Source organism: Streptomyces sp. NPDC058000, assembly GCF_042886435.1.
Taxonomy (GTDB): domain Bacteria; phylum Actinomycetota; class Actinomycetes; order Streptomycetales; family Streptomycetaceae; genus Streptomyces.
The window spans coordinates 198,381-220,897 of sequence record NZ_JBHVQS010000005.1; the positions used below are offsets into that span (position 1 = coordinate 198,381).

14 protein-coding genes are annotated in these 22,517 nt (G+C 72.5%); 1 reads left to right on the plus strand and 13 read right to left on the minus strand.

The window, feature by feature from the left end; all coding sequences use genetic code 11:
* Window positions 1–4 precede the first annotated feature (4 nt).
* The 13 genes from ACFVT2_RS08315 to ACFVT2_RS08375 all read right to left on the minus strand — a co-directional run bounded on the left by ACFVT2_RS08315 (window position 5) and on the right by ACFVT2_RS08375 (window position 21,108).
* Window positions 5–865: an acyl carrier protein gene (locus tag ACFVT2_RS08315; protein ID WP_390013687.1), complete on the minus strand. Its 861-nt coding sequence runs from the start codon at window positions 863–865 to the stop codon at window positions 5–7.
* A 74-nt stretch (window positions 866–939) separates the two neighbouring features.
* Window positions 940–1,920 (minus strand): acyl carrier protein, encoded by a 981-nt coding sequence (locus ACFVT2_RS08320; RefSeq protein ID WP_390013690.1) that lies wholly within the window; start codon window positions 1,918–1,920, stop codon window positions 940–942.
* Window positions 1,917–3,278, minus strand: coding sequence for a condensation domain-containing protein (locus ACFVT2_RS08325; protein WP_390013693.1), 1,362 nt, complete (start codon window positions 3,276–3,278; stop codon window positions 1,917–1,919). The genes ACFVT2_RS08320 and ACFVT2_RS08325 overlap by 4 nt, the downstream gene beginning before the upstream one ends.
* The gene (locus ACFVT2_RS08330; protein ID WP_390013696.1) at window positions 3,275–4,306 is read right to left on the minus strand and encodes a MupA/Atu3671 family FMN-dependent luciferase-like monooxygenase; all 1,032 of its coding nucleotides are present in this window, start codon (window positions 4,304–4,306) and stop codon (window positions 3,275–3,277) included. The genes ACFVT2_RS08325 and ACFVT2_RS08330 overlap by 4 nt, the downstream gene beginning before the upstream one ends.
* A gap of 2 nt (window positions 4,307–4,308) precedes the next feature.
* Window positions 4,309–9,105: an SDR family oxidoreductase gene (locus tag ACFVT2_RS08335; protein WP_390013699.1), complete on the minus strand. Its 4,797-nt coding sequence runs from the start codon at window positions 9,103–9,105 to the stop codon at window positions 4,309–4,311.
* On the minus strand, window positions 9,098–11,068 hold the full coding sequence (locus tag ACFVT2_RS08340; protein ID WP_390013702.1) for a non-ribosomal peptide synthetase: 1,971 nt from the start codon (window positions 11,066–11,068) through the stop codon (window positions 9,098–9,100). Before ACFVT2_RS08340 ends, ACFVT2_RS08335 begins: the two co-directional genes overlap by 8 nt.
* Window positions 11,065–12,120, minus strand: a complete 1,056-nt coding sequence (locus tag ACFVT2_RS08345) for a 3-hydroxyacyl-CoA dehydrogenase NAD-binding domain-containing protein (protein WP_390013705.1) — start codon at window positions 12,118–12,120, stop codon at window positions 11,065–11,067. Before ACFVT2_RS08345 ends, ACFVT2_RS08340 begins: the two co-directional genes overlap by 4 nt.
* A 56-nt stretch (window positions 12,121–12,176) precedes the next feature.
* Entirely contained in the window at window positions 12,177–13,394 is a 1,218-nt protein-coding gene (locus tag ACFVT2_RS08350; protein ID WP_390013708.1) for a Coenzyme F420 hydrogenase/dehydrogenase, beta subunit C-terminal domain, read from the minus strand.
* Window positions 13,391–14,710 (minus strand): aspartate aminotransferase family protein, encoded by a 1,320-nt coding sequence (locus ACFVT2_RS08355; RefSeq protein ID WP_390013711.1) that lies wholly within the window; start codon window positions 14,708–14,710, stop codon window positions 13,391–13,393. Before ACFVT2_RS08355 ends, ACFVT2_RS08350 begins: the two co-directional genes overlap by 4 nt.
* Entirely contained in the window at window positions 14,707–16,176 is a 1,470-nt protein-coding gene (locus tag ACFVT2_RS08360; protein ID WP_390013714.1) for a 3-phosphoshikimate 1-carboxyvinyltransferase, read from the minus strand. Before ACFVT2_RS08360 ends, ACFVT2_RS08355 begins: the two co-directional genes overlap by 4 nt.
* Before the next feature lie 447 nt (window positions 16,177–16,623).
* The gene (locus tag ACFVT2_RS08365; protein ID WP_390013717.1) at window positions 16,624–17,496 is read right to left on the minus strand and encodes a trypsin-like serine peptidase; all 873 of its coding nucleotides are present in this window, start codon (window positions 17,494–17,496) and stop codon (window positions 16,624–16,626) included.
* Window positions 17,497–17,828: 332 nt separating this feature from the next.
* Window positions 17,829–18,779 (minus strand): hypothetical protein, encoded by a 951-nt coding sequence (locus ACFVT2_RS08370; protein ID WP_390013720.1) that lies wholly within the window; start codon window positions 18,777–18,779, stop codon window positions 17,829–17,831.
* A 253-nt stretch (window positions 18,780–19,032) separates the two neighbouring features.
* Window positions 19,033–21,108 (minus strand): DUF2264 domain-containing protein, encoded by a 2,076-nt coding sequence (locus tag ACFVT2_RS08375; protein WP_390013723.1) that lies wholly within the window; start codon window positions 21,106–21,108, stop codon window positions 19,033–19,035.
* A 119-nt stretch (window positions 21,109–21,227) separates the two neighbouring features.
* On the opposite strand from ACFVT2_RS08375, the gene ACFVT2_RS08380 reads away from it, so the two are divergent.
* Entirely contained in the window at window positions 21,228–22,490 is a 1,263-nt protein-coding gene (locus tag ACFVT2_RS08380) for a Gfo/Idh/MocA family protein (RefSeq protein ID WP_390013726.1), read from the plus strand.
* Window positions 22,491–22,517: the final 27 nt, after the last annotated feature.

Consider the following 22,517-nt stretch of genomic DNA (forward strand, 5'->3'; position numbering starts at 1 on the left):
TGATTCAGCCCTCCACGGTGCGTAGCAGAACGGCGGCCAGATGTGCCGCACTCGATCCCAGCAGGACGACCGCGGGGTACGCCGACCTCGCGGTGCCCGATTTCGTACGGTCGGTGAGATTGATCAGTGGATCGCTGCCCAGGCAGTGCGCGATCCGCCCCACGTTGTCCTGGTAGAGCTGCCCGGGCGCGAAGCCGGCCTCGCCCAGGAATATCCGCAGGGTGTCGGCCGCGAGGTTGCTGGGCAGGACCGCGGCGACCTCGTGCGGCGTCAGACCGGTGGTCGACCAGAGGTCGCCGAACAGGTCCTGATATGCCGTCAGTTGTGCCTTGAGCCGTTGGGCGGCGAGGGCCGGTCCGACCAGGTCGTAGGAGACCTGCTGGGCGCCGCCGAGGATCTCCCATCCGTGCCGTCGGCCGGAGACGACGGCCGCGGCGGCTCCGTCGCTCGCGACCGCGGAACCGCCGAGGAGGACCCGGCTGCCCGATCGCACCGTGCCCACCAGGTCCCCCGAGGCCACCGCCACGGTCCGGGCCGCCCCCGAACTCACCATCGCCGCGGCCATGGTGAGGGCCGCCGTAGCGGTGGAACAGTCGGCGAAGCCGAGCGTCACCGGGTACGCGTTGGGCATCCCCAGGTCGCCCAGGAGTTGGGCGACGGCGGTCTGGGACGCCTCGCCCCGGGGCAGCGACTCCGTGGCGAACAGGACGGTGTCCACCGCCGCCGGGGGCGTCCCGGCGGCGGCCAGTGCGTCGGTCAGGGCCGGGCGCAGCAGGTCCAGCACGCCGCCTCGGGCGACCCGGTACTCGTCGAACGCAGCTCCCGGACGCGGCGGTTCCGCTGCGTATTCGGGCAGGTCGGCCACCTTCTTCCGCAGGTCGCCCAGCGCGGCGGCGCAGCCGTTCAGGTAGGCGGCGCCTGCGGCTGGGGCGTTGCCGTTCAGAGGGCTCCCTCCGATGCGTGGGGCAGGGGCTGCGCGCCCAGCAGTACGGCCGCCAGGTGTGCGACGCCCGCACCGAGCAGCACCAAGTGGCCGTCGTCCGCACCGTGTGCCGTCCGCGTACCGGCCGTTCTCGTCTCGGCGAGCCGGTCGGCGAGGTTGATCAGCGGATCGCTGCCCAGGCAGTGCGCGATCCGCCCCACGTCGCCGAGTGCGAGCTTGTCACCGCCGTAGCCGACGTCGGAGAGATAGATCTCCAGCACCATGCGGGCGAAGTTGCTGGGCAGCACTGCGCGGACGTCCTCGGGCCGGTGCGGGTGGTGCGCCGCCAGGCGGGCGAACAGCTCGCGGTGTGCGGTGACCTTCGCGGCCAGCTCCTGCCGCGCCCCGGCGCCCGTTCCGGTCACCGGCGAGGTGTGGTGGGCCATACCCAGCACCGGAAGGCCCGCCGCGGTGGCCGACACCAGCGCGGCTGCCGCCGCGTCGCTCGCGATGGCCACGCCCCCCGCCACCACACGCTCGCCGCCGGTGGCGTGGTCGGCCAGGTCTCCGGAGACCACCAGGACATGGCGTGCGCTGCCGTCCCGGACGAGGGAGGCCGCGGTGGCGAGGGCTGCCATGGCGGTGGCGCAGTCCATCAGGCCGAGCGTGCTCGCCGTGGCTCGGGTCAGCCCGGTTTCGGCGAGGAGTTCGGCGACGTCGCGGTGTCCCGCTCGGCCGCCCGGTAGCGAGTCGGTGGCCAGCAGCACGAGGTCGACCTCGTCACCCGGGACTCCGGCCTCGCCCAGGGTGCGCTGGACGGCGGCGGCCATCAGCTCCGTGACGGGCGCGTCCGACCAGCGGTAGGTGTCGAACCCGGCGGCGGGGGAGGTCAGTTCGGCGGCGGTCCTGGGGTCCGCCTGGAGCTCGGGCAGCTCGGCCACGGGGGCTGCGTACTCGCCCAGCTCGTAGGCCGGGGCACAGAGCCGTGCGGTGATCATGCCGGTCCCCCGTTTCCGGGTTCGGCCCTTGCGGCGCTGTCGGCGGCTTCTTCGGCGAGCGCCGTGAACCGCTCGACGATCCGGCGCGCGGTGCTCTCCTCGTACAGTTCGGTGTCGTACTCCAGCCAGCCTCGGGCGCCGTCCGGGCCGGGGTAGACGGCCAGCGTCAGGTCGTAGCGGGCGGTGCCCTTGTCGAGGTCGGCGGTGGCCACCCGGGCGCCTTGTATCTCCCGGGTGGCCTCCCCCAGGTTGTCGAAGACGAAGACGGTGTCCAGGAGCGGGTGGGTGCCCGGCACCCGGCGCCGCTCGGTGATCAGCTCACCGGGGTAGGCGGCGTGGGCGAGTCCGGACCTGGTCGCCGCGCGGGCCGCCCGGGTGCGCGCGGCGTGCGAGCCGTCGCCGGCGTCCCGCAGCCGTACCGGCAGCACGTTGAGCAGGTAGCCGACGACGTCGGTGCTGCCGGGCCGGTCCCGGCCCGCCGTGAACGTGCCGAGCAGCACGTCGTCACGGCCGCCGTACTCGGCGAGCGCGGCCCAGGCGACGGCGAGCCAGCCGGTGTACGCGGTGGCCGCCTCGCGCTGCGCCGCCGCCAGGATCCCGTCGGCGACGGGGCGGGACAGCGCGAAATTCACCCGGGCGCCCGCCCGGGCGGTCCCGGTGGAGCGCGGTCGGTCGGCGGGCAGCGGCGGCGGGGCGTCGGCGACCTCGGCCGCCCAGTACGCGGCCGCCGTCCGGCCCGCCGCACTGTCCAGCCAGGCGCGCTGTGCGTGTGCGAGGTCGCTGAAGGGCGGTGCGGGTGGTGGATCGGTGTCCGCGGGCCGGGCCAGGGCGTCCAGCAGCAACTCGAACGACCAGGCGTCGAAGACGAGGTTGGGCACCACGACCAGCAGCCACGCCTCGTCGGTCGTCGCCCCCGCGGAGAGGACCACCCGCAGCAGTGGACCGTTCTCCAGGTCGAACGGTTCGGCGGCCAGTTCGCGGGCCAGGGCGTGTGCCTCCTCGGCCCCCGCGCAGCGGGTGCGGATCAGCCGGGGAGGCAGCTGCGCACGCACGACCGGGCGGACACCGGCCCCGTCCCCCGCACTGTCGAACGTCGTGCGCAGCGCCTCGTGGGCCGCCACGAAGCCGAGCACCCGCTCGGCGAGCAGGTCGAGGTCGACGGGGGCCCCGGTGAAGTGGACGGCCTGGCAGACCACGTCCACCGGGCGATCGGCCACCCACTGCCTGGTGTCCCACAGCCTCAGCTGACTTGGTGTCAGTTGTGCTCGGGCTGCTCGTGCTTGGGGCAGGCGGGCGCGGAGCAGGGCCCGCTGCTCGGGGGTGAGTGCGGCGAGCCGGGCCTTGAGGTCGGCGGTCATGCGTAGCGCCTCCGGAGTTCGTTGAGGTGGCTGAGGCTCTCCACGACGAGGGCTTCGTCGACGCCGAAGTCGATCAGGCAGGCGATCTCGCCCACCCCCATGCCCTGGAAACGGTCGACGACCTTCGTGCAGGAGTCCGGAGTGCCGAGCAGCGCACCCTTCTCGAAGTACTTGTCGAAGGCGAACTTGATCAGCTCGTCCTGCTCACCGGCGGAGATGTCCCGGACGCCCGCCCCCGGGGCGAGGTTCTTCTTCTGCGAGTCGATGACGGTGAAGAACGACCGCAGGTATTCACTGAACGGCGGCCGGACGGTCTCCCGCACCTCCTCCAGGTCGGTGCCGATGAAGGTGTGCAGCATCAGCGTGACCGTGGTGCTCTCGGGGTCGTGTCCGTATTCCTCAAGGGTCCTGTAGTAGAGGGCGAGCTTCTCTTCCAGTTCCTCGTTGGTCATGTCGATGAGCGCGGTCAGCACGTTGCAGCCGAGCCGCCCCGCCATCTCGAAGGTCTCGGGACTCTTGGTGCAGGTGAGCCAGATGGGGAGTTCGGGCTGTACGGGCTGCGGGTGCAGCTCCACCTCGACGTGGTTGCCCAAGCCGTCCTGGACGTAGACCGGTGCCCCCTCCCACAGTTCGCGGAGGGTGGTGACCGCGTCGAAGGTGCGCTGCCTGCGGTCCTGCCAGCCGTCGGGCTTGATGGCGAAGTCCAGCGGGCTGAAGCCGGTGGCCAGCGCGATGCCGGCGCGGCCACGGGAGAGGTTGTCGACCACCGCCCACTCCTCGGCCACCCGGATCGGGCTGTGCAGCGGCAGGATGACGCTGCCGGCCCGGATCTGGAGCCGTTGGGTGGCCATCGCCAGACCGGCGCCGAGCACCGAGGGGTTGGGGTAGAGGCCGCCGAAGCGGTGGAAGTGCCGCTCCGGGGTCCAGATCGCGGTGAACCCGTTGTCGTCCGCGTAGCGGGCCGCGTCGAGCACGAAGCGGTATTTGTTCTTCTCGTCTCCGGAGAAGAAGATCAGGCTGAAGTCCACGGTCAGCGCTCCTGTTCCTGCGGGGCGGTGGTCTGCCGGGCCTCGGCCAGCAGTCGTTCGACCTCTTCCGGATCGAGCCCGGCCAACTCCGCCGCCAGCGCCTCGATGTCGTCGTCACCGGCCGCCGCCGGCCCGTGCGCACGGGCGTCGATCCGCTCCTGTACGAAACGGGCCAGCGCGCTCGGTGTCGGCTCCCCGAGCACATCGGCGAGCGGTACCTCGGCCGAGAACTGCTCCCGGACGTCGGACAGCAATCGCACGATCAGCAGCGAATCGCCGCCGAACTCGAAGATGTCACCGTCCAGCGGCATGTCCTCGCGGCCCAGCGCCCCGCGCACCAACCGCGCCACCTGGTCGGTCAGGTCGTCCGCCGCATCACCCGGCGCGCCCTCGCCGGTGGCGGTGCCCGGCGCCGCGCCCGCCGTCGGCCGGGCGATCCGCTCGTCGCGCACCCACTGGTCCAGCCGGTGTTCGATGTCCCAGGTGGAGACGGCGACATGGGAGACATCGCGCAGCGTCAGCAGCCGGCGCACGGCCTCCAGCCCCTCCTCGGGCTGGATCGCCTTGTCGTCCATGCTCCGGCCGATCGCGGAGATCGCCCGCTTCTCGTCCTGATGGTGCTGCCAGACGTCCCAGGCCGCGCTGATCCACACCGTACGGTCCAGACCGCGGTTGGCGCGCTCGGCGGCGGCGTCCATGAAGTGGTTGGCGGCGCCGTAGCCCAGGAGCCGCAGCCCGCCGAGCACCCCGGCCAGCGAGGACAGCAGCAGGCAGAAGTCCACCGGGTGGTCGGCGAGGACCTTCTCCAGCGCGATCTGACCGTGTGCCTTGGGTGCGAAGTGCCATTGGCACTGCTCGACGCTGGCCGCGGTGATCGCCCGGTCCCACTGCTCGCTGGGCAGCCCGGCCGCGTGCACCACCCCGTCCAACGCGCCGTAGTGGGCGGTGACCTGCTGTACTGCGGCCCGCAGCGCGTCCTCGTCGGCCACGTCGGCGTGGACCAGGAGCGGTTCGGCGCCCTCGGCCGCCAGGGCCCGCAGTCGGGTCACCCGCAGTGCGGTCGCGTCGTCCGCCTCGTGTTCGGCCAGCCAGGTGTCCCAGCTCTCGCGTGGCGGCAGCGGATCGCGGGTGAGCAGCGCGAGCCGGGCGCCGGGGCATTCCCGGCGCAGCCAGTGCGCGAGGGTGGAGCCGATCTCGCCGAGTCCGCCGGTGATCAGGTAGACGCCGCCGTCGCGCAGCCGGGAGGCGGCCTTGGCGGTCCAGTCGGCGCGTATGGGTTCCAGGCCGGCGATCCAGCGGGTGGCGCCGCGCAGGGTGGTGGCGACCTCGGGGCGGCGCTGGCCGGCCAGTTCGGCGGCGAGGGCGCGCAGCGACCGGTCGTCGGGGGTGGCGGGGAGGTCGAAGTGGCGGGAGCCGATGTTGCCGTGTTCCTGGCCGATGACGCGGGCGGCGACGGCGAGGGGGACCAGTTCGGCGGCCGGTTCGGGCTCGGCCGGGCTGATGGCGTAGGCGCCCGCGCTGATCAGGTCGAGGTGCAGGGGGTGCGTGACGCCGTGTGCGCTGACGGCCTTGACCAGGGCTATCAGGCTGTAGAGGCCGTTGCGCTGGGCTTGTTCGAAACGCTCCTTTCCCCGTTCGGCGGGCAGCGGGGAGGTGGACCAGGCGTGCACGGTGCGGTCCGGGAGCCGGTCCTCGGCGAGCAGGTCGCCGATGAGCCGGGCATGGTCCTCCTCGGAGTCCGGCCGCAGGGTCCAAGTGTCGCCGTCGCGTCCGTAGGCGGTGCCGGGGGTGACGGTGAGCACCTCGCCGGCGAAGGCGTGCCGGGCCAGCCGGGCGGCGGTGCCCTGGGGGTCGGCGAACAGGAGAACGGGGTCGGCGATCGGCTCGGCGACCGCGTCGAGGGTGCCGACGGCCTGCCGCCACACGGGTGTGGAGAACCATGCGTCCAGCGGCAGTTTGGGTACGGCGCTGTCGCGGCTGCCGGTGCCGGTGAGCGGGCCGCTGCCGGGTTCGACCCAGTAGCGGGCCCCTTCGAAGGGGTAGGTGGGCAGGGGCACCCGGGTCCGGCCGCGGTCCGCGTAATAGCCCTGCCAGTCCACGGTGAGGCCGGCGGCCCACAGTCGACCGAGCGCGGCGGTCACCGCGGTCAGGTCGGCGCCCGCGTCCCGGCCCCGGGCCGCGGAGGTGAGGACCGGCACACCGGTCTCGCGGTCCGGGTGCCGGCGGGTGAAGGTGGCCAGGGTCTGGCCGGGCCCGGCCTCCAGGAAGACGTGGTCGCCGTCGGCGAGCACCGTGGCGAGGCAGTCGGCGAACCGTACGGTTTCGCGCAGGTGCCCGGCCCAGTACTCCGGGTCCCGCGCCTCCTCGTCGCGTATCCAGGTGCCGGTGCGGTTGGAGAGGAACGGGATCTGCGGGCGGCGCAGTTCGACGCCGCGCAGCACCTCGGTGAACGGGCCGACCGCGGGGTCCATCATCGCCGAGTGGAAGGCGTGCGAGGTGGCGACCTTGCGGTGGGCGACGCCGTCGGCGGTCAGCCGGGTGGTCAGTGCGCGGACGGCTTCCTTCGTGCCGGCGACGGTGCACACCGCGGGCTCGTTGACGGCGGAGAGGGCCACCTCGGCGCCTTCGAGGTACGGGGTCAGTTCCTCGGGCGAGAGCATCACCGCGGCCATCACCCCGCCGGGCAACTCGTCCATCAGCCGGCCGCGTTCCGCGATCACCCGTAGCGCGTCGGGCAACCGGAACACCCCGGCGAGGGTGGCGGCCACGTACTCGCCGACGCTGTGCCCGATCAGGGCGGCCGGGCGCACGCCCCACGCCGCCCACTGCCGGGCCAGCGCGTACTCGACCGCGAACAGGGCGGGCTGGGTCAGCCGGGTGCGGCCCAGGTCGTGGGTCTCGCCCTGGTGTCCGCGAAGCCGGGGGTAGAGGGCGTCCCGTAGGTCCAGGCCGAGGTGTGGCGTCAGGAGTTCGGCGCATTCGTCCAGGACCGCGCGGAAGACGGGCAGGTGCACGTACCAGCCCTGTCCCATGCCGGGGTGCTGGGCGCCCTGGCCCGGGAAGAGCAGGACCACCGGACGGTCGGCGGGCTGCCCGGAGTCCTGGTGGGTGAAGCGCGGATCGGCGGTGCGCAGGGCGCGTACGGCCGTTGTCCGGTCGGGGGCGGTGATCACGGCGCGGTAGTTGAAGGTCCGGCGGCCGGTGGCAAGGGTGTATGCGGTGTCGTCGAGGGCGGTGTCGCCGGGGGCGGTGTCGTCCGGCGCGGTGTCGTCCGGCGCGGTGTCGCCGGGGGCGGGCGCCGGCTCCTGCGTGAGCGCTTCGAGGTGGTCCGCCAGTTCCCGGCGCGCGGTCTCCAGCGCGGCCGGGGACTTGGCGGAGACCGGCAGCAGCACCACCGGCGGTGCGGGCGCGGTGCCCCGGGTGGCGGGGGCCACCGCCGGGGCCTCCTCCAGGACGACGTGCGCGGTGGTGCCGCCCATGCCGGTGGAGGTGATCGCGCAGCGCAGCGGTCCGCCGTCCGCGGACTGCCACGGTTCGGTGCGCGTACCGACGCGGAAGCGGGTGCCCGCCACGGCGCACTGGGGGTTCCACTCGGTGAAGTGCGGGGTGGCGACCAGGGTGCGGTGGTGCAGCATCAGCACGCACTTGATCAACCCGGTGACCCCGGCCGCCGTGCTGAGGTGGCCGAGGTTGGCCTTGACCGATCCGATGGTCAGCGGTGGCGCGCCGGTGACCTGGTAGGACTGTGCCGCGGCGGCCAGTTCGATGGGGTCGCCCATCTTGGTACCGGTCCCGTGCGCTTCCAGATAGCTGACGCTCGCGGGGTCCACGTCGGCCACCGCGAGCGCCTCGGCCAGTACGGCGGCCTGGCCCGCGACGCCCGGCGCCGGGTAACCGACCCGGTCGGCGCCGTCGTTGCCGACCGCGGAGCCGCGCAGCACCGCCCAGACGGTGTCGCCCTCGGCGAGCGCGTCCTCCAACCTCTTGAGGACGACGACCCCGATGCCGTTGCCGAAGACCGTGCCGTCCGCCGCCGCGTCGAACGGGCGCACGGTCCCGGTCGCCGAGGTGATCCCGTCGGTCTCGTGGAGGTAGCCGGCCTCCTGTGGGAAGCGCAGTGCCGCCCCGCCCGCCAGTGCCGCGTCGCACTCCTGCGCCAGCAGGCTCTGCACCGCCAGGTGCACGGCCACCAGCGAGGTGGAGCAGGCGGTCTGCACCGAAATGCTCGGTCCGGTGAGGTCGAGGTGGTACGAGGCCCTGGTGGCGAGGTGGTTGGGGTCGTTGCCCATCAGCGTGGACAGGTCCTCGCGCATCCGGGGCAGCGAGCCGTTGAATCCGCGTTCCCCGGTCAACACGTTGTGCAGGAGGTAGGTGCTGCTGAGCGCGCCGGCGAAGACGCCTATCCGGCCTGGGTATTGCTCGGAGTCGTGGCCGCTGTGCTCCAGCGCCGACCAGGAGGACTGGAGGAAGAGCCGCAGCTGCGGGTCCATCCGCTCGGCCTCGCGAGCGCTGAGGTAGAAGAACGAGGCATCGAAGAGGTCGGTGTCCTCCAGGACCGAAGCGCGCCGCACATAACGGGAGTTGGCCAGCGTTTCGGGTGCCACTCCGGAGGCGCGCAGCCGCTCCTCGTCCACGTCGGTGAGGTGTTCGGTGCCCGCCACCAGGTTGCGCCAGAACTCGATGTGGTTCCGCGCGCCGGGCAGTCGGCAGTCCAGGCCGACGATGGCGATCCGGCCGTCGGGGGCGGTGTCGGCGGGGGTCGCCGTGGCGGCCGTCTCACCGCGGGGACGGTCAGTCACAAGTGCCTCCTGATTGCCGGTCGTTCGGGAACGATGACGCGTTGCGGGTACGGGCCGCGGCACGGCGGACGCCGTGGGCGGTGCGGCGGCGGGCTCCTCGGGCGGCGCCCGCCTCGGAGTCCGGCCGGCCGCCACCGCCGATGAGGTCCACCAGGCTGTGGAGGGTGGGCGCCCGGTACAGGTCGGTCATCCGCAGATCGGGCGCGACGGTGCGGGTGAGCCGTTCGTGCACGGTGGCGATCCGCAGCGAGGTGCCCCCCAGGTCGAAGAAGTTGTCGTTCGGGCCGACCGTGGCGACGCCCAGTGCCTCGCACCAGGCTTCGGCCACCGCCCGCGCCAACGGTCCGGCGCCCGCGGGACCGGAGCCGCCGCCCCCTCCGGCGGTCCGGCCCGGGTCGCCCGCGCTCAGCGGATCCGGCAGCGCGGCGCGGTCGATCTTGTGGTTGGGCGTCAGCGGCAGTGCCGCCAGGAAGACGAACGCGGTGGGTACGGCGTGGTCGGGCAGCACGGTGCGCAGCGCGGCCCGTAGCGCGGACGGTTCGGGCCGTGCGCCGTCGGCCGTCACCAGATGGGCGGCGAGCTGCCGCTCCCCCAGCCGGTCGTCGAACGGCATCACGACCGCCTCGCGCACCTGGGGGAGATCCTTCAGCGCGCTCTCCACCTCCCCGGTCTCCACCCGGATCCCGGAGATCTTCACTTGGAAGTCACGGCGCCCGATCAGCAGCAGCGTGCCGTCGTCGAGCCGCCGGGCGAGATCGCCGGTGCGGTGGGTGCGGCCGTCCGCGACCGCGCCCGGTGCGAGATAGGGGCTTTCGACGACGATCTCGCCCTCGCCCGGCCCCGAGACCGCGCGCCCGTCGGCGTCCTCCAGGCGTACGTCCGTCTCCGGCACCGCGAACCCGAGCGGGAACACTCCGGTGGGAGGTCGGTAGTCCCGGTCGGCGACCCGCAGCAGGGCACACGAGCACTCGGTGGAGCCGTAGGCTCCGGCGACCCGGCAGTGTGCCCCGAAGGACCGCCGGGCGGCGTCGAGGTCGGCCAGGTGCAGGGTGTCGCCGCCGAGCGCGAGCATCCGCATCCCGGGCAGTTCGGTGGCGCGCGACTCCATGGCCCGCACCAGGGCGCGGAAGACGGGGAGCGTGGAGTGGTAGACCGTGACGCGTTCGGTGGCCATCCAGTCCAACAGGCCGCTGATTCCCAGGGACTTCAGGTCGACGGGGTACAGCGCGGCGCCGTTGAGCAGTGCGGCGAAGGTGTCCTGGACCGCGGAGTCCCAGCTGTAGGCGGACTGGAGGGTGACCCGGTCCAGCGGGCCGATGCCCAGGCCGTCGGTCCAGACCCGGGTGTGGTGCAGCACGTTGCGGTGGAGCTGCGCGACGGGCTTGGGCCGCCCGGTGGAACCGGAGGTGTGGAGAACGTATGCCTCACTGTCCGGGCGTACCGGTACCACCGGTGCCTCGCAAGCGTGCACCGCTTCGGCTGCGGACGCCTCGGCCCCCTCCGTCCGCACCAGATCCTCGTAGGCCAGCACCGGCCGCCGCGTACCGGCCAGTCGGCCGGCGAGCGGTGCGTTGTCCGAGAGGGCGACCAGTGCCCGGACGTCCGCGTCGTCGACCATGAAGCCGAGCCGGGGTTCCGGGTACGAAGCGTCCAGCGGTACGTAGGACATACCGGCCCGCAGCACCCCGAGGAGGGCTGCGACCATCTCCGCGCCGTGGGAGAAGAGCAGGCCGATCCGGTCACCGGGCCGCAGACCCGCCGTGGTCAGCGCGGCGGCGACCTGGTCCGAGCGCCACGCGGTCTCGCGGTAGGTCCAGCGGACCTCGGGGGTGACCACGGCCTCGCGCCCGGGGTGCGCCGTGACCTGCTCCAGGAAGCGGTGGACGAGTGTCCCCGCCCGCTCCGCGGTGGGGAACGGCCGGTGCCCCGAGGCCACTTCGGACACCGGGGTGGCTGCTGTCACAGCGTTACACTCCCCTCGTGCGGGCCGTAGCCGAGGAGGACGGCGGGGTGCGCGGGCCGCTCACGCAGTTGCGCATACGCCTGCGCCGCCCGGTCCAGGGGCAGCCGCGGCAGGCCCATCGCACGGGGGCGGATGGCGCCGGTGTCGATCAGGTCCAGGGCCCGCTGGAGGTTCTCGGTGACCGTGCCCTCGCCGGCCGGGGCCGTCACGTCGCGCAGTCCGCGTGCGTACGAGGCGTCCCGGTATCCGGCGCCGCAGCGGGCCGCGTAACGGATGTCGAGATTGCCGAGTTCCACGCTGAAGTCGATGTGCGCGGCGAAACGGCCCACGCCGACCAGCCTCGGCCGGCCCGGTGCCCGGCCCGCCCAGCGGGCCGCCGCCGCGATCACCTCGCCCGCGTCACCGGTGCCGCACAGGAACACGCACCGGCCGCCGGCCGGACGCGTTTCCTGGGTGTCCTCCGCGAGGAAGCTCCGGCCATCGGCGGCGGCCAGGCCGAGCGACGCCGCCGTACGCAGCCGTTCGGGGCGGAGATCGACCAGCGTGACCGGGACTTCGCGGGCCGCCGCGGTCTGGGCGACCAACTGCCCGACCATGCCCGCGCCGATTACGACCACCTCGTCGGCCGGTTCCAACACCGCCCGGTCCACCGCGTGGACGGCCGTCGCCGCGAGGCCCGCCACCACCGCGTCCGCCAGGTCCAGGCCGTCGGGGACACGGCGGCACAGCCGGTAGGGGACGGTGACCGCTTCGCTGTGCACGGCCTCGCCCCAGCCCATCGCGATCACCCGGTCCCCGGGTGCGTATCCGGGGGCCTGCGGGCCTACCGCGTCGACCACCCCGGCTGAGCAGTAGCCGAGGGGGAAGCGTTCGCCGGTCCGTGCGCTGCGGTCCAGGTAGTGCAGTTCGGTACCCGGGCTGACCAGGCTCCACTCGGCGCGCAGCCGCAGTTCGCCGCGTCCCGGCGGTTCCCGCCGCACCTGCTCCACGACCGGTTCGACTGCCCCGTCCGCCACCAACTGCCGTACCCACAAGGTGGGTTCGACTGGCATCCGAGTGGTGCCTGGCTCCGTCGCCGCGCCCGCCGCCGGGGTTCCGCCCACCGCAGTCACCTGTCCCCCTCCCCTTCCGGCGCCGCGATCCACTTCTCGTCGGGCACGATCTCCAGCTCCTCCTGGTACCCGGGAATCGGCCCCAGCGGTACCGGCTTGCCGGACCGCTCGTAGGACGCCCGCCGGTTGCGCTTGCGCTCCAGTCCGAGGTTGAGTCCGGCCAGTTCCACCGGCGTATGGCTGAGCAGTCCGTGTTCCCGCGCCGCGGCGACCGCTTCGGCGCCTGCCTGGGTTCGGATGAACACCCTTCCGTGCTTGGGCTGTTCGGCGCCGGTCACGCTCGCGGCGAAGATGTTCGGATCGCCGTCGCTGACACTGATGTCGGCCAGCCCGGACATCCAGTCGCCGCAGGACAGACAGCGGTGTGTCTTGTTCCCGGCGAAGTCCCGTACCGCGCGCCAGAACTCCACCCGGTGGTCCGCGCCGTCGTCCGTGCGGACGGCGATGTCGCCGGGGTACGCGCCCTCGCGGTAGCGCAGCCGGACCACGGAGTCCAGCGGGACGCCCGCGCGCTCGCGGATCACGGCGGCGGTGCCTTCGGGGCGCGTACTTGAGGAACAGGCGGGTTCGACCAGGAGCACCACCTGGTCACGCGCCCAGCGGCCCACCTCCGTGTCCCTCGCCTGGAGTTTGCGCATTGCCTGGATGTGACAGGCCACCCCGGACATGGCGACCCGGGTCTGGGGCTCCTCGACCATGAGGTGACGCAACTCCCCCAAATACGGGGCGAGTTGATAGGTGGACTGGGCGGTCTCCACCAGGTCGTCCGGGTCCCGTACCAGGGTCGGCGCGGCCCGCCAGGGCTCCTTCTCGTCCCGCCCCATCGAGAGCACCGCCGTCACGCCCAGTCGGTGCATGGCGGTCTGGAGCAGGGCGGTCAGGCTGCCGCCGCTGGCGGATGCCTCGTAGACCACTGGGTCCAGGGCGTGCCCGGCGACCACCTCGGAGAAGACGCCGATCCAGCGTTCCCGCGGGGTGCGGGTGCGGCCGAACAGCCGCGCCTCGGTCTCCGGGGTGCCGGGGTCGGCTCCCGGGCAGACGTCGAGGCAGTCGGAGCAGCCGGCGCAGTCGTCGGCGGTCCAGGACTCCGCGGTGAGCACCGGGTCCAGCCCGTCGAAGCCGATCACCCCGGCCGGGCAGGCAAGCTGGCAGACCCCGCACACGGTGCACAACCCCGGTTCCAGCACGTCCTTTTCGAGTTGCCGGAACGTCATATTCGACCGCTCCCGTCCGACTCCTCGGCCTGTGCCACCGCCGACGCGATCCGCTCCGTCAGCCAGCGGTAATCCGCCTCGTCCAGGAGGGCCGGCGGCACGATCTTGACCGTGGCGCCCTCCGGGCCGCCCCCGAACAGCAGCAGCCGCCCCCGCAGCGCGGCACCGGTGACGGCCTTGGCCAGTGCGGGGTCGAACCGCCCGTCACGTACGCAGTCGAAGGCGGCCAGCGCCCCGACCGCACGGACGGCATGCATCCACGGGTGGCGGGTGGCCAGCTCCGAGAGGTCGGTGTGCAGCCGCTCGCCGAGCGCCCGCGCCCGGCCCGCCACGTCCTGCCGCTCGACGACGTCCAGCACGGCCACGGCCGCGGCGCAGGAGAGGGGATGGCCGGAGAAGGTGGAGGTCTGCACGCTCGGCGGCAGCGCGTCCAGCACCGCCCGCTCCCCCACCACGGCGGCGACCGGGAAGCCGTTGCCCAGTGTCTTGCCGAGCAGTGTCAGATCCGGGGTCCCGGTCATCAGCTCGGCGGTGAACAGTCGCCCGGCCCGGCCCAGCCCCGTATAGATCTCGTCCAGCACGAGCAGCGCGCCCCTGGCGTGTGCCTGCCGGGCGATCTCGTCGAGGATCACGGCGGGTACGGGGAGCACGCCCTCGGTCACCTGGACCGGTTCGAGCACCACCGCCGCGGTGCCCCCGCGCAGGTCGGCGGCGTCCAACGCGGTCGAGAGGCCGGCCGCGAAACGGGCCGTACCGTCGGCCGTTCCGCCGGTGCGAGGGTCGGGCAGCTCCGCGGTGACGACGTGGTCGGGCTGCGGCCCGCTGTAGGTCTTGAACTCCGGGCGCCAGGTCAGGGCCAGCGCTCCGGCGGTCTTGCCGTGGTAGCCGTGCCGGAAGGTCACCACCGCCTGGTGTCCGGTGGCGGCCCGGGCGATCTTCAGCGCGGACTCCACCGCCTCGGCCCCGGTCGCGGTGGGCAGCACCGCGGGCTCCTGGTACGGAGACAGTGCGCCGATCCGTTCGACCATGCGCGTACGGGCGTCGGAGCCGACCTTGCAGCCGGTGTGGGTCAGGCGGTTCAGCTGGGCGACCGCGGCGGCCGTGACGTCCGGGTGCTGATGGCCGAGGGTCGCCGCGCCGCTCCCGGAGGTGCCGTCGAACCAGGCGGTGCCGTCTTCGGTGAAGAGCCAGGGGCCGCTGCCGGTGCTGAATTCCGGGCCGAGCGTGCTGCCGGTGGACCGCGCCTCCACGGCGCCGGGACGGCTGTCCCTCCTCCCCCGTCCACTGGCCGCCGGGTCGGTCACTAAGTCGGTCATCGCTGGCTGTCCTCCACGATCCGGGCGCCGACGGCACGTTGCACATCGGCGAAGTCGGGAAATGACGTGTGGTGGCAGGCGCCGCCGTGCACCGTCGTGCGCCCAAGGAGGCACATCGCGAGGGTCGCGGCGGCCATGGCGATGCGGTGGTCCTCGAAGCTGGGTACGGTCCCGGCGCGCAGCGCGGCGCCGCCCCGTACCGTCAGCCCGTCCGCCACCACCTCTGCCCGGGCCCCGAACGCACCGACCATGCGCGCCGTCGTCGTCAACCGGTCGGTCTCCTTGAACCGCAGCTCCTCGGCGCACCCGATCCTTGACGTGCCGGGCAAGAGGGCGGCGACCGCCGCGAGCAGCGGTACCTCGTCGATCAGCGCGTGCAGGACGGCGGGATCGTCGACCCGCAGCGACTCCAGACCGTCCAGTCCGCCCCTGGCCACCACCGTTCCGGTCGGTTCACCGCCGCTGGTACGCCGTTCGTCCTCGTAGGAGATACCGGCGCCGGCCCGCCGCAGCACCTCGAAGAATCCCAACCGGGTCGGGTTGAGGCAGACGCCGGGGATGCGCAGCTCCTCGCCGTCGCCCCACATCAGATGGGCCGCCACGGGATATGCCGCGAGTGAGGGGTCGGCGGGGACGTCGATGACGGACGGGACGGTGTACGGTCCGCCGTCCCAAGTGATCGTGCGTTCGTGCTCGCCCAACCCGGCGCCGAAGGCGGCGAGCATCCGCTCGGTGTGGTCGCGCGAGCGGACGGGATGCCGCACGGTGGCGGGGAGCCCCGCCGCGGCCACGGCGAGGAGCACCGCTGACCGTGCCTGTGCGCTTCCCACGGACAGTTCCACCGTCCCGGGCCGGCATACCGGTTTGCGCACCAGCACGGGTAATCGCCCGGGTTCTCCCAAGTGATCTATTGCGGCGCCGAGTTCAGCGAGGGGTTCGACGATCCACTCCATCGGCCGGTGGCGCAGCACCTCGTCACCGTCCACCACGGCGCGGGTCCCGGTCCCGGCCAGCAACCCGATCAGCAGCCGGGCCGCGGCGCTGGATCCTCCGGTCTCCAGATAGGGCACGCCCGAGGGCCAGGTGGTGATGCCGGGGTGTTCACGAACCGTCTGCGGGACGGGTACGGCGCCCCGGCGCACGACGAGCGTGCCACCACCGTCGTCGTCCACCCGTAGCCCCAGCGCGTGCAGGGCGGGCAGCAACGCCCGTACGGCGCCACCCGAGTTGGCGTTGCGTACGGTGAGGGCGGCGGGGGCGCCGGGCAGCAGGGCCGCCAACAGCGCCCGGTGACTCACCGATTTGTCGCCCGGCACCTCGACGGCCAGTGGGCCGCGGGGGCATGACGTCCGCCCGCCGTACACCACGAGGTGCGCCGCTTCGGTGGCCGGTCTGTCGAATTCCCGGGCACCGTCGCAGGCGGTTTCCCGGGCGGCTTCCTGGCCGTCCTTCCAGGCTTCAGGCACACCATGCTCCTTTTCCTGGGGCCACGAGACCCCGGGCAACCGACCGCACCGTTCCCTGTAGCGATTCACCCGTGCGCTGGCGCACGCAACACTTTCGAAGCGGTCACCGAATGAGGAGAGGAGAAACCCCTGCCGGAGGGGGCCATGACACTCGTGAACACGGTGGAATCGAGTGACGGCACCAACGTCCGCGGCGGTTCGGCAACCCGGGGTGGGCTCCCCGGCGCGTTCGACTCAACCATCCCCGCCGAGCGAATGTCAACGAAAACGGATCACTACCCGCTAGCCGGCCATCCCCCCATAAGCACAAAGAAATGCGCCGCTTCCCCTGCGCAAGATCCCGTAATCACCCAAAATCTCAAAGGATTCCAAGGCGACCCGCATGGTCACCTGCGCAGCGCGGACGGCACGGCGACAGGAGCCCGGCCACCGGCCACCGTCGGCGGATCAGCCCTCCGCGCCGACGGCCTTGTCGTACAGGGACTTGATGGCGTCGTTGAAGTAAGGGCTGTAGGAGACGTCGTCGGTGTCACCGCCGGTCTGATAGCCGCCGATGACACCGACGACCTCCCCGGTGCGGGTGGCCCGGTCGAAGTTGGCCAGCCAGGGACTGCCGCTGGTGCCGCCGCTGTATCCGGTGCAGTCCACCTTCATCTGGTCCGCCTGGAACTTCACGGTCTTGTTGGCGCACGAGATGGGGTCCTCGCCGCTGGCCGGGTAGCCGGTGATCTTCACGTGGTTGGCGTAACCCACGTTGTAGCCGAAGCGGTTGGCTCCCAACACATCGGCGATCCGCTTGCCGTCCAGCTTGTCGACGACGACGAAGCCCACGTCGAAAGCGGGGTCGGAGGACTGTGTCCAGTGGTCGTCCACGATCATCTTGCTGATCATCCAAGTACCGTTGGGTGCCTGCCCGTTGCGGTATCCGGGGACGAAGGCCAGGTCGGTCTGATAGCTGCCGCCCTTACCGCCGTGGATGCAGTGTGCCGCGGTGATGACGATGGACTTCTTGGGACTGTCCACGACGCTTCCGGTGCAGAAGTGGTCGCCGGTCCCGTCGTGGCTGAACACCGCGCCCACGCGGGCGTTCGCCGTGGTGGGCGGCGAGGTGTGGGAGACCCCCGGCGGGTGGCGGAACGGGTGGGCGTCACGCATCCGGGCGCCCGTCCATCGTTGATGCTGCGGGGCCGACGGCGCGGACGAGGCGGCGGGGGAGGCAGAGTGCATGCTGCCCGCGGCCGACACCTCGCCGCCGGCGCAGCCCGAAGCGGCGGCGAGCACGGCCAGGACGGCGACCGTCACAGCGAACCTTTGGTTCATGGGCGGGATCGTAGGGCACCGGCCCGGGGTGGCGGTACGTGGCGAATCCAGCGGCAGCCCGACCACCTGGTTGCCGACTCACCGGTGGTGTCCGAACGCGGCCACCTCTACGCCCGGGCGGCCCTCGGCAGCCGGCCCCTCCTCGGCCCGCTCGCACCCGGCCGCTACGCCGAACTCCTCCGCAACGGACAGGCGCCGCCCTGGCCGCCCGGCGGCACAGGGCACATCAATACCAGTTCGATGCTACTGAGTTGACGATCCATCAGAGATTGCGCCGGCGCGCGGTACAGGCAGGAGTGCTCGTTCGGCGGACCAACCCGGTAGGGCCCCTGTCACTCACTCTCGCGAGCGCGGGTGTAGTAGTGGGAGAACCGCTCCAGTGGCTCGCCCTCCGCGTTCCACGGCCAGGGCGCGGCCATGCCTTCGGTGGTGCGCAGGGCGATCGCGGCCTCGCCCGGCCGCGCGGCCTTGATCAGCGCGTAGGCCAGCAGGTTCATGTCGGCGAGCGCCTGGGCGTGGCCGAGGTACCCCGGGCTCGGCCAGTGGTGCGCCGCGTGGTCGAGCGCCGCGACCGCGTCGTGGCGACGCCAGAACTCGCCCGAGCCGAGGGCCGACACCCCGCCGGGGGCCATGGTCCGCTGGTGGTTGCGGACGAGGGCGGTGAGTTCCAGGCCGGCCGCGGGGGCGTTCGGGGGCATCGCGGAGCGGACGCCGTCGAGCAGTTCCAACACCTGGCTGCTGGAACCGCACTCGTCCGGCGAGAGGTAGCCCAGGGCCTGGAGGTGGGCCTCGCGGTTCCACGGGTCACGGGCCTTGATCTCACGCCAGATCGCCGCCAGCTCGGCGGACGGACTCCGGTCCAGGCGGAGCGTGGCCAGGTACACGGTCCAGGGTGTGGGGTCGGCGGGCAGCAGTTCGGCCGCGAGGCGGCAGGTCTCCCGGGTGGCATCGAGGTCGATGGCGGCCCCCGCCTGCCCCACTCGCAGCAGGTCGGACCAGGCATGCAGCAGCAGGGCATGCTGGTTGCGCGGGTTGTGCTGCCGCCAGATACCGGGCAGGGCCCGCCCCGCGGACCCGGCGAGCACCCGCAGGCGGTGCGCCTTGCGGTCCCAGTCCTCCCCGGCGTCATCGAGCGTCTCCGCCATCAGGGCCATGACAGGCGTATCGAGCGAACCGCGGTCCCAACAGGTCTCGACGCGGCGCCGGACCCGGCCCAGGGCGGCATCGTCGAGTTCGGGGAGCAAACGGGGACGACTGCCTTTGCGGCGTCTGAAGACGGGCATTCCGCGGTGGCCTTCCGGGAGGTGCGGACGGGATGGAGCCCCGGCATCGTACGGGCGTCGACCGGCCACGCAATCCGCCGCCCGCACTCCGAGACGCACCCGATACTCAGGCCCATCCGTTCAGATCCCGGAACATCCTTGTCCAGAACCTTCACCCACATGGGCCCCATTTTCAACCAGTTTGTCAGATGCTTGTCATTTGTTGAGCGAATCTGTGCGCTGTGCGCGGCTCCACTCGGCTCCGCTTCGACGCTCATCCAGGGACGATCACCGGCTCCCCCTCCGGGGGCAGCCTGGCGTAGCGCACCGGCCCGATCAGCGGCACCCCGCCCACGACCGGTGACTGCGCCGCCTCCGCGCCCAGGGCGACGAGGACCCGAGTACCGTCGGGGAAGACAGCGGCGACGGTGGTCCCTTCGACCGCGCACTGTACCCGCGGCGGTGCGGAATCCGCGCCTCGGCCGGTGAGGCCGACCAGGGCGGCGTGCACGGTCCGTACGGTCGTGCGCCGGCCGGTGGCATGGGGAACGGCCGTGTGGCGGCCGAAGGCGCTGGTGCCCTCCGCGGTCGCCACGGCTACCTCGGTGTGACCGGCGAGGGAGACGAACGTGCTGGTCAGGCCGTCGTCGGTGACCGCTTCCGCCAGGAGCCCGGCGGTCCGGAGACGGGGTGGCCGCTCCCCCGCGATCTGCCAGCCGCTGTCGCGCACCGGCAGGTGCGGGGGTGCGTCGACCAGATGGGCGCGCAGTTCGTACCCTCCCCAGACCACGCTCGCGGTCTCGATCCGGGCGTCGGTGGCTGCCTGGCCGCGCCAGAGTGGTTGGTGCCAGGACGCGGCGTAGCGGTCCTGGACGCGCAGGCGATGGATGCGGGTGCGGCGGGACGGTCCGAGCTCGGGGTGGAGGAGGGCGACGTGGTTGTCCGGCTGGCTGCGGCGCGGGGCGTCCGTGCCGTGGCACGGGCCGGTCGCCGTGGAGTAGGCGAACCGTGCGTAGTGCGGATCCCCGTCCGCACGCACCGGGGTGTGGGCGCCGATCCCGGCGCCGCCCGGTACCGGGTCGCCGGTTGCCTGGTCGGCCGTGGCGTAGTTGTCGCTGCCGTGGTTGACGAGCCGGACGATGCCGTCCGCGCGGGTCGCCGAGATCACGAAGCCGGGGACCGGCAGGGCCTGGATCCGATCGCCCCGTTCGACCGGCAGCGGCTCCTCCGGTTGCGTCCAGCACGGGTGGTCGGCCGGCAGGAGGAGGCCGAGGAATGCCTTGGAGAGCCAGTACGGGGACGCCGGGCCGGAGTAGCCCTGCACCAGGGGCGGGTACGGCCCGTACCAGCCGAGGGTGGCGATCCCGTTCCGGTCGCGGAACCCCCGGTCGGTGAAGTGTCGCAGCGCACCGCTGGCCAGCCGCCGGGTCTGGCCCGGGGTGAGCGGGGTGGCGTCGACCAGCGCTCCCAGCCACGGTGCGGTGGCCGCCGCGAACCGGTAGATCAAGGAACGCCCCTGGTGCACGGGGGCTCCGTCGGCGCCGAAGAAGAGCGCGTAGTCCGCCAGGAACCGCCGCAACCGCGCCGTGAGCACCGGCAGCCGTCCCGCCCGGCCCGTCGTGCGCTCACCCGCCATCAAGGCCCACAGGAGGGGGTAGGTGTGCAGGGCCCAGCCGTTGTAGTGGTCGAAGTTGTCCGCGGTGCGGGCGTCGCCGCCGTCGCGGTACCAGCCGTCGCCGACGTAGAACTCCTCGGTGCGCGCCAGGTCGGCGTCCATTTCGGCGCGGTCGTGGGCGCCGCCGACGCCGGCCAGGAACTCGCCGACGATCACCCGGAACATGTGCCAGTTGTTGTCGGGGATCCGCAGTCCCCAGGCACCCTGCAACCAGCCGACGACCCGGTCCTGGACCGCGCCCGGCAGGTGGTCCCACAGCCACGGCCGGGTGAGGTGCAGACCGAGTGCGAGGGAACACGCCTCGACGAGCGTCTGCCGGCACTCCTGGCCGAGGGCCGGCCAGGCTTCGCGGTGCCCCGGGTCGGTGCCGGCGCCGATGCCCTCGGCGTAGGACTGGAGCAGGCCGGCGGGCGCGTCCCCACCGCAGCCCGCGGTGCGGAAGGCCAGCAGCAGGAACGTCCGTGCGAAGCCTTCGAGTTGGTCGGAATCGGTGCCCGACGAGGAGGGTCTGCCGGACAGCACGATACGGGCGCCGGAAGGGGACGCGAACCGGTGCACGTCCGTCAGCAGCCGGTCGGCGATGGCCAGCCAGTGGGCACGGCCGTATCCGGTGAAGGGGGACAGCGTGCGGTCCTCGGGCGGCAGTGGCGGTCCGGTCCAACTCGTGTGCTGCATGGGCCCCTTGAGGTGTTGTGGCCTGGTGGCGTGCGGCTCCCGTGGTGTGCTGCTCTTGTGGTGTTGCGCTCCCGCGCCCGTAACGAAACGCCCCACCGCATCGCCCCGAAGGAAGGTTGATGACGTTGTCACAGACCCGGGATGAGTCCGGCGCTCGGCAGGCGCCCGACGCACGGCGGAAGTCCGACGCACGGCGGAAGTCCAGCGCTCGGGAACACCTGCGGCTCGCCGTGGTGGGTCTCGGCCTGCGCGGAACGCTCGGCAGGCACGTGGCCGAGCAGGGCTTGCCGGCGCGGGTGGTGGCGGTGTGCGACCCGGTCACGGCCCGTCGGGAACGCAGCCGGGAGTGCTATCCGGAAGCGGCCCGGTTCGCCGACCACCGCCGGTTGTTCGACGTGGGGCTGGACGGGGTGGTCCTGACGACCCCGGACGACACCCACGAGGAGCTGGCCATCGCCTTCCTGGAAGCCGGCGTCGCGGTGTTCGTCGACAAACCGCTGGCCATCACCACGGCGGGGTGCGACCGGGTGCTGGCCACCGCCCGACGTACCGGCACCAGGCTCTACGTCGGACACAACATGCGCCACATGCCGGTCGTCCGAACCCTGCGCGAACTCGTCACCGAGGGCGTCATCGGCGAGGTCAAGGCGGTCTGGTGCCGTCACTTCGTCGGCCACGGCGGCGACTTCTACTTCAAGGACTGGCACGCGGACCGGCGCAGGACCACCGGTCTGCTGCTACAGAAGGGTGCGCACGACCTCGACGTGATCCACTGGCTGGCCGGCGGCTACACCGCGCGGACCCAGGCGATGGGCGGGCTCACCGTCTACGGCGACATCACGGCCCGGGGCGGGCAGGGCGAACGGACGATGACCGAATGGTTCGATCCGGAGGCCAACTGGCCGCCCACCTCCCTGACCGGCCTGAACGACGTGGTCGACGTCGAGGACCTCTCGATGATGACGATGCGGCTGGACAACGGCGTTTTCGCCACCTACCAGCAGTGCCACTTCACGCCCGACTACTGGCGCAACTACACCGTCATCGGCACCCACGGCCGGCTGGAGAACTTCGGCGACACCGAGGGTGCGGTGGTGAAGGTCTGGAACAGCCGGCGCAGCGGCTACCGGGCCGACGCCGACCTGGTGGTCGAGGTGCCCTCGGACGACGGCGGACACGGCGGGGCCGACCCACGACTCGTGGCCGAATTCGTGGACTTCGTCCGCGACGGCATTCCCACGCTCACCTCACCGGTGGCGGCACGGCAAGCGGTGGCCGCCGGCTGCGCCGCCACCGACTCACTACGCGCCGACGGCGTCCCCGTCGACGTCCCGGCGCTCTCCCGGGAGTTGGCCGACCATTTCGCCACCGAGGCCGGGTAAATCCACAGGGGCCGCCAGGAAAACCTG

What these genes read in the sequence shown, in the direction of transcription:
- ACFVT2_RS08325 (WP_390013693.1), bottom strand. Translation starts at nt 3,278, where the DNA reads ATGACCGCCGACCTCAAGGCCCGGCTCGCCGCACTCACCCCCGAGCAG.
- ACFVT2_RS08320 (WP_390013690.1), bottom strand. Translation starts at nt 1,920, where the DNA reads ATGATCACCGCACGGCTCTGTGCCCCGGCCTACGAGCTGGGCGAGTAC.
- ACFVT2_RS08370 (WP_390013720.1), bottom strand. Translation starts at nt 18,779, where the DNA reads ATGCCCGTCTTCAGACGCCGCAAAGGCAGTCGTCCCCGTTTGCTCCCC.
- ACFVT2_RS08380 (WP_390013726.1), top strand. Translation starts at nt 21,228, where the DNA reads ATGACGTTGTCACAGACCCGGGATGAGTCCGGCGCTCGGCAGGCGCCC.
- ACFVT2_RS08350 (WP_390013708.1), bottom strand. Translation starts at nt 13,394, where the DNA reads ATGACGTTCCGGCAACTCGAAAAGGACGTGCTGGAACCGGGGTTGTGC.
- ACFVT2_RS08355 (WP_390013711.1), bottom strand. Translation starts at nt 14,710, where the DNA reads ATGACCGACTTAGTGACCGACCCGGCGGCCAGTGGACGGGGGAGGAGG.
- ACFVT2_RS08375 (WP_390013723.1), bottom strand. Translation starts at nt 21,108, where the DNA reads ATGCAGCACACGAGTTGGACCGGACCGCCACTGCCGCCCGAGGACCGC.
- ACFVT2_RS08345 (WP_390013705.1), bottom strand. Translation starts at nt 12,120, where the DNA reads ATGCCAGTCGAACCCACCTTGTGGGTACGGCAGTTGGTGGCGGACGGG.
- ACFVT2_RS08365 (WP_390013717.1), bottom strand. Translation starts at nt 17,496, where the DNA reads ATGAACCAAAGGTTCGCTGTGACGGTCGCCGTCCTGGCCGTGCTCGCC.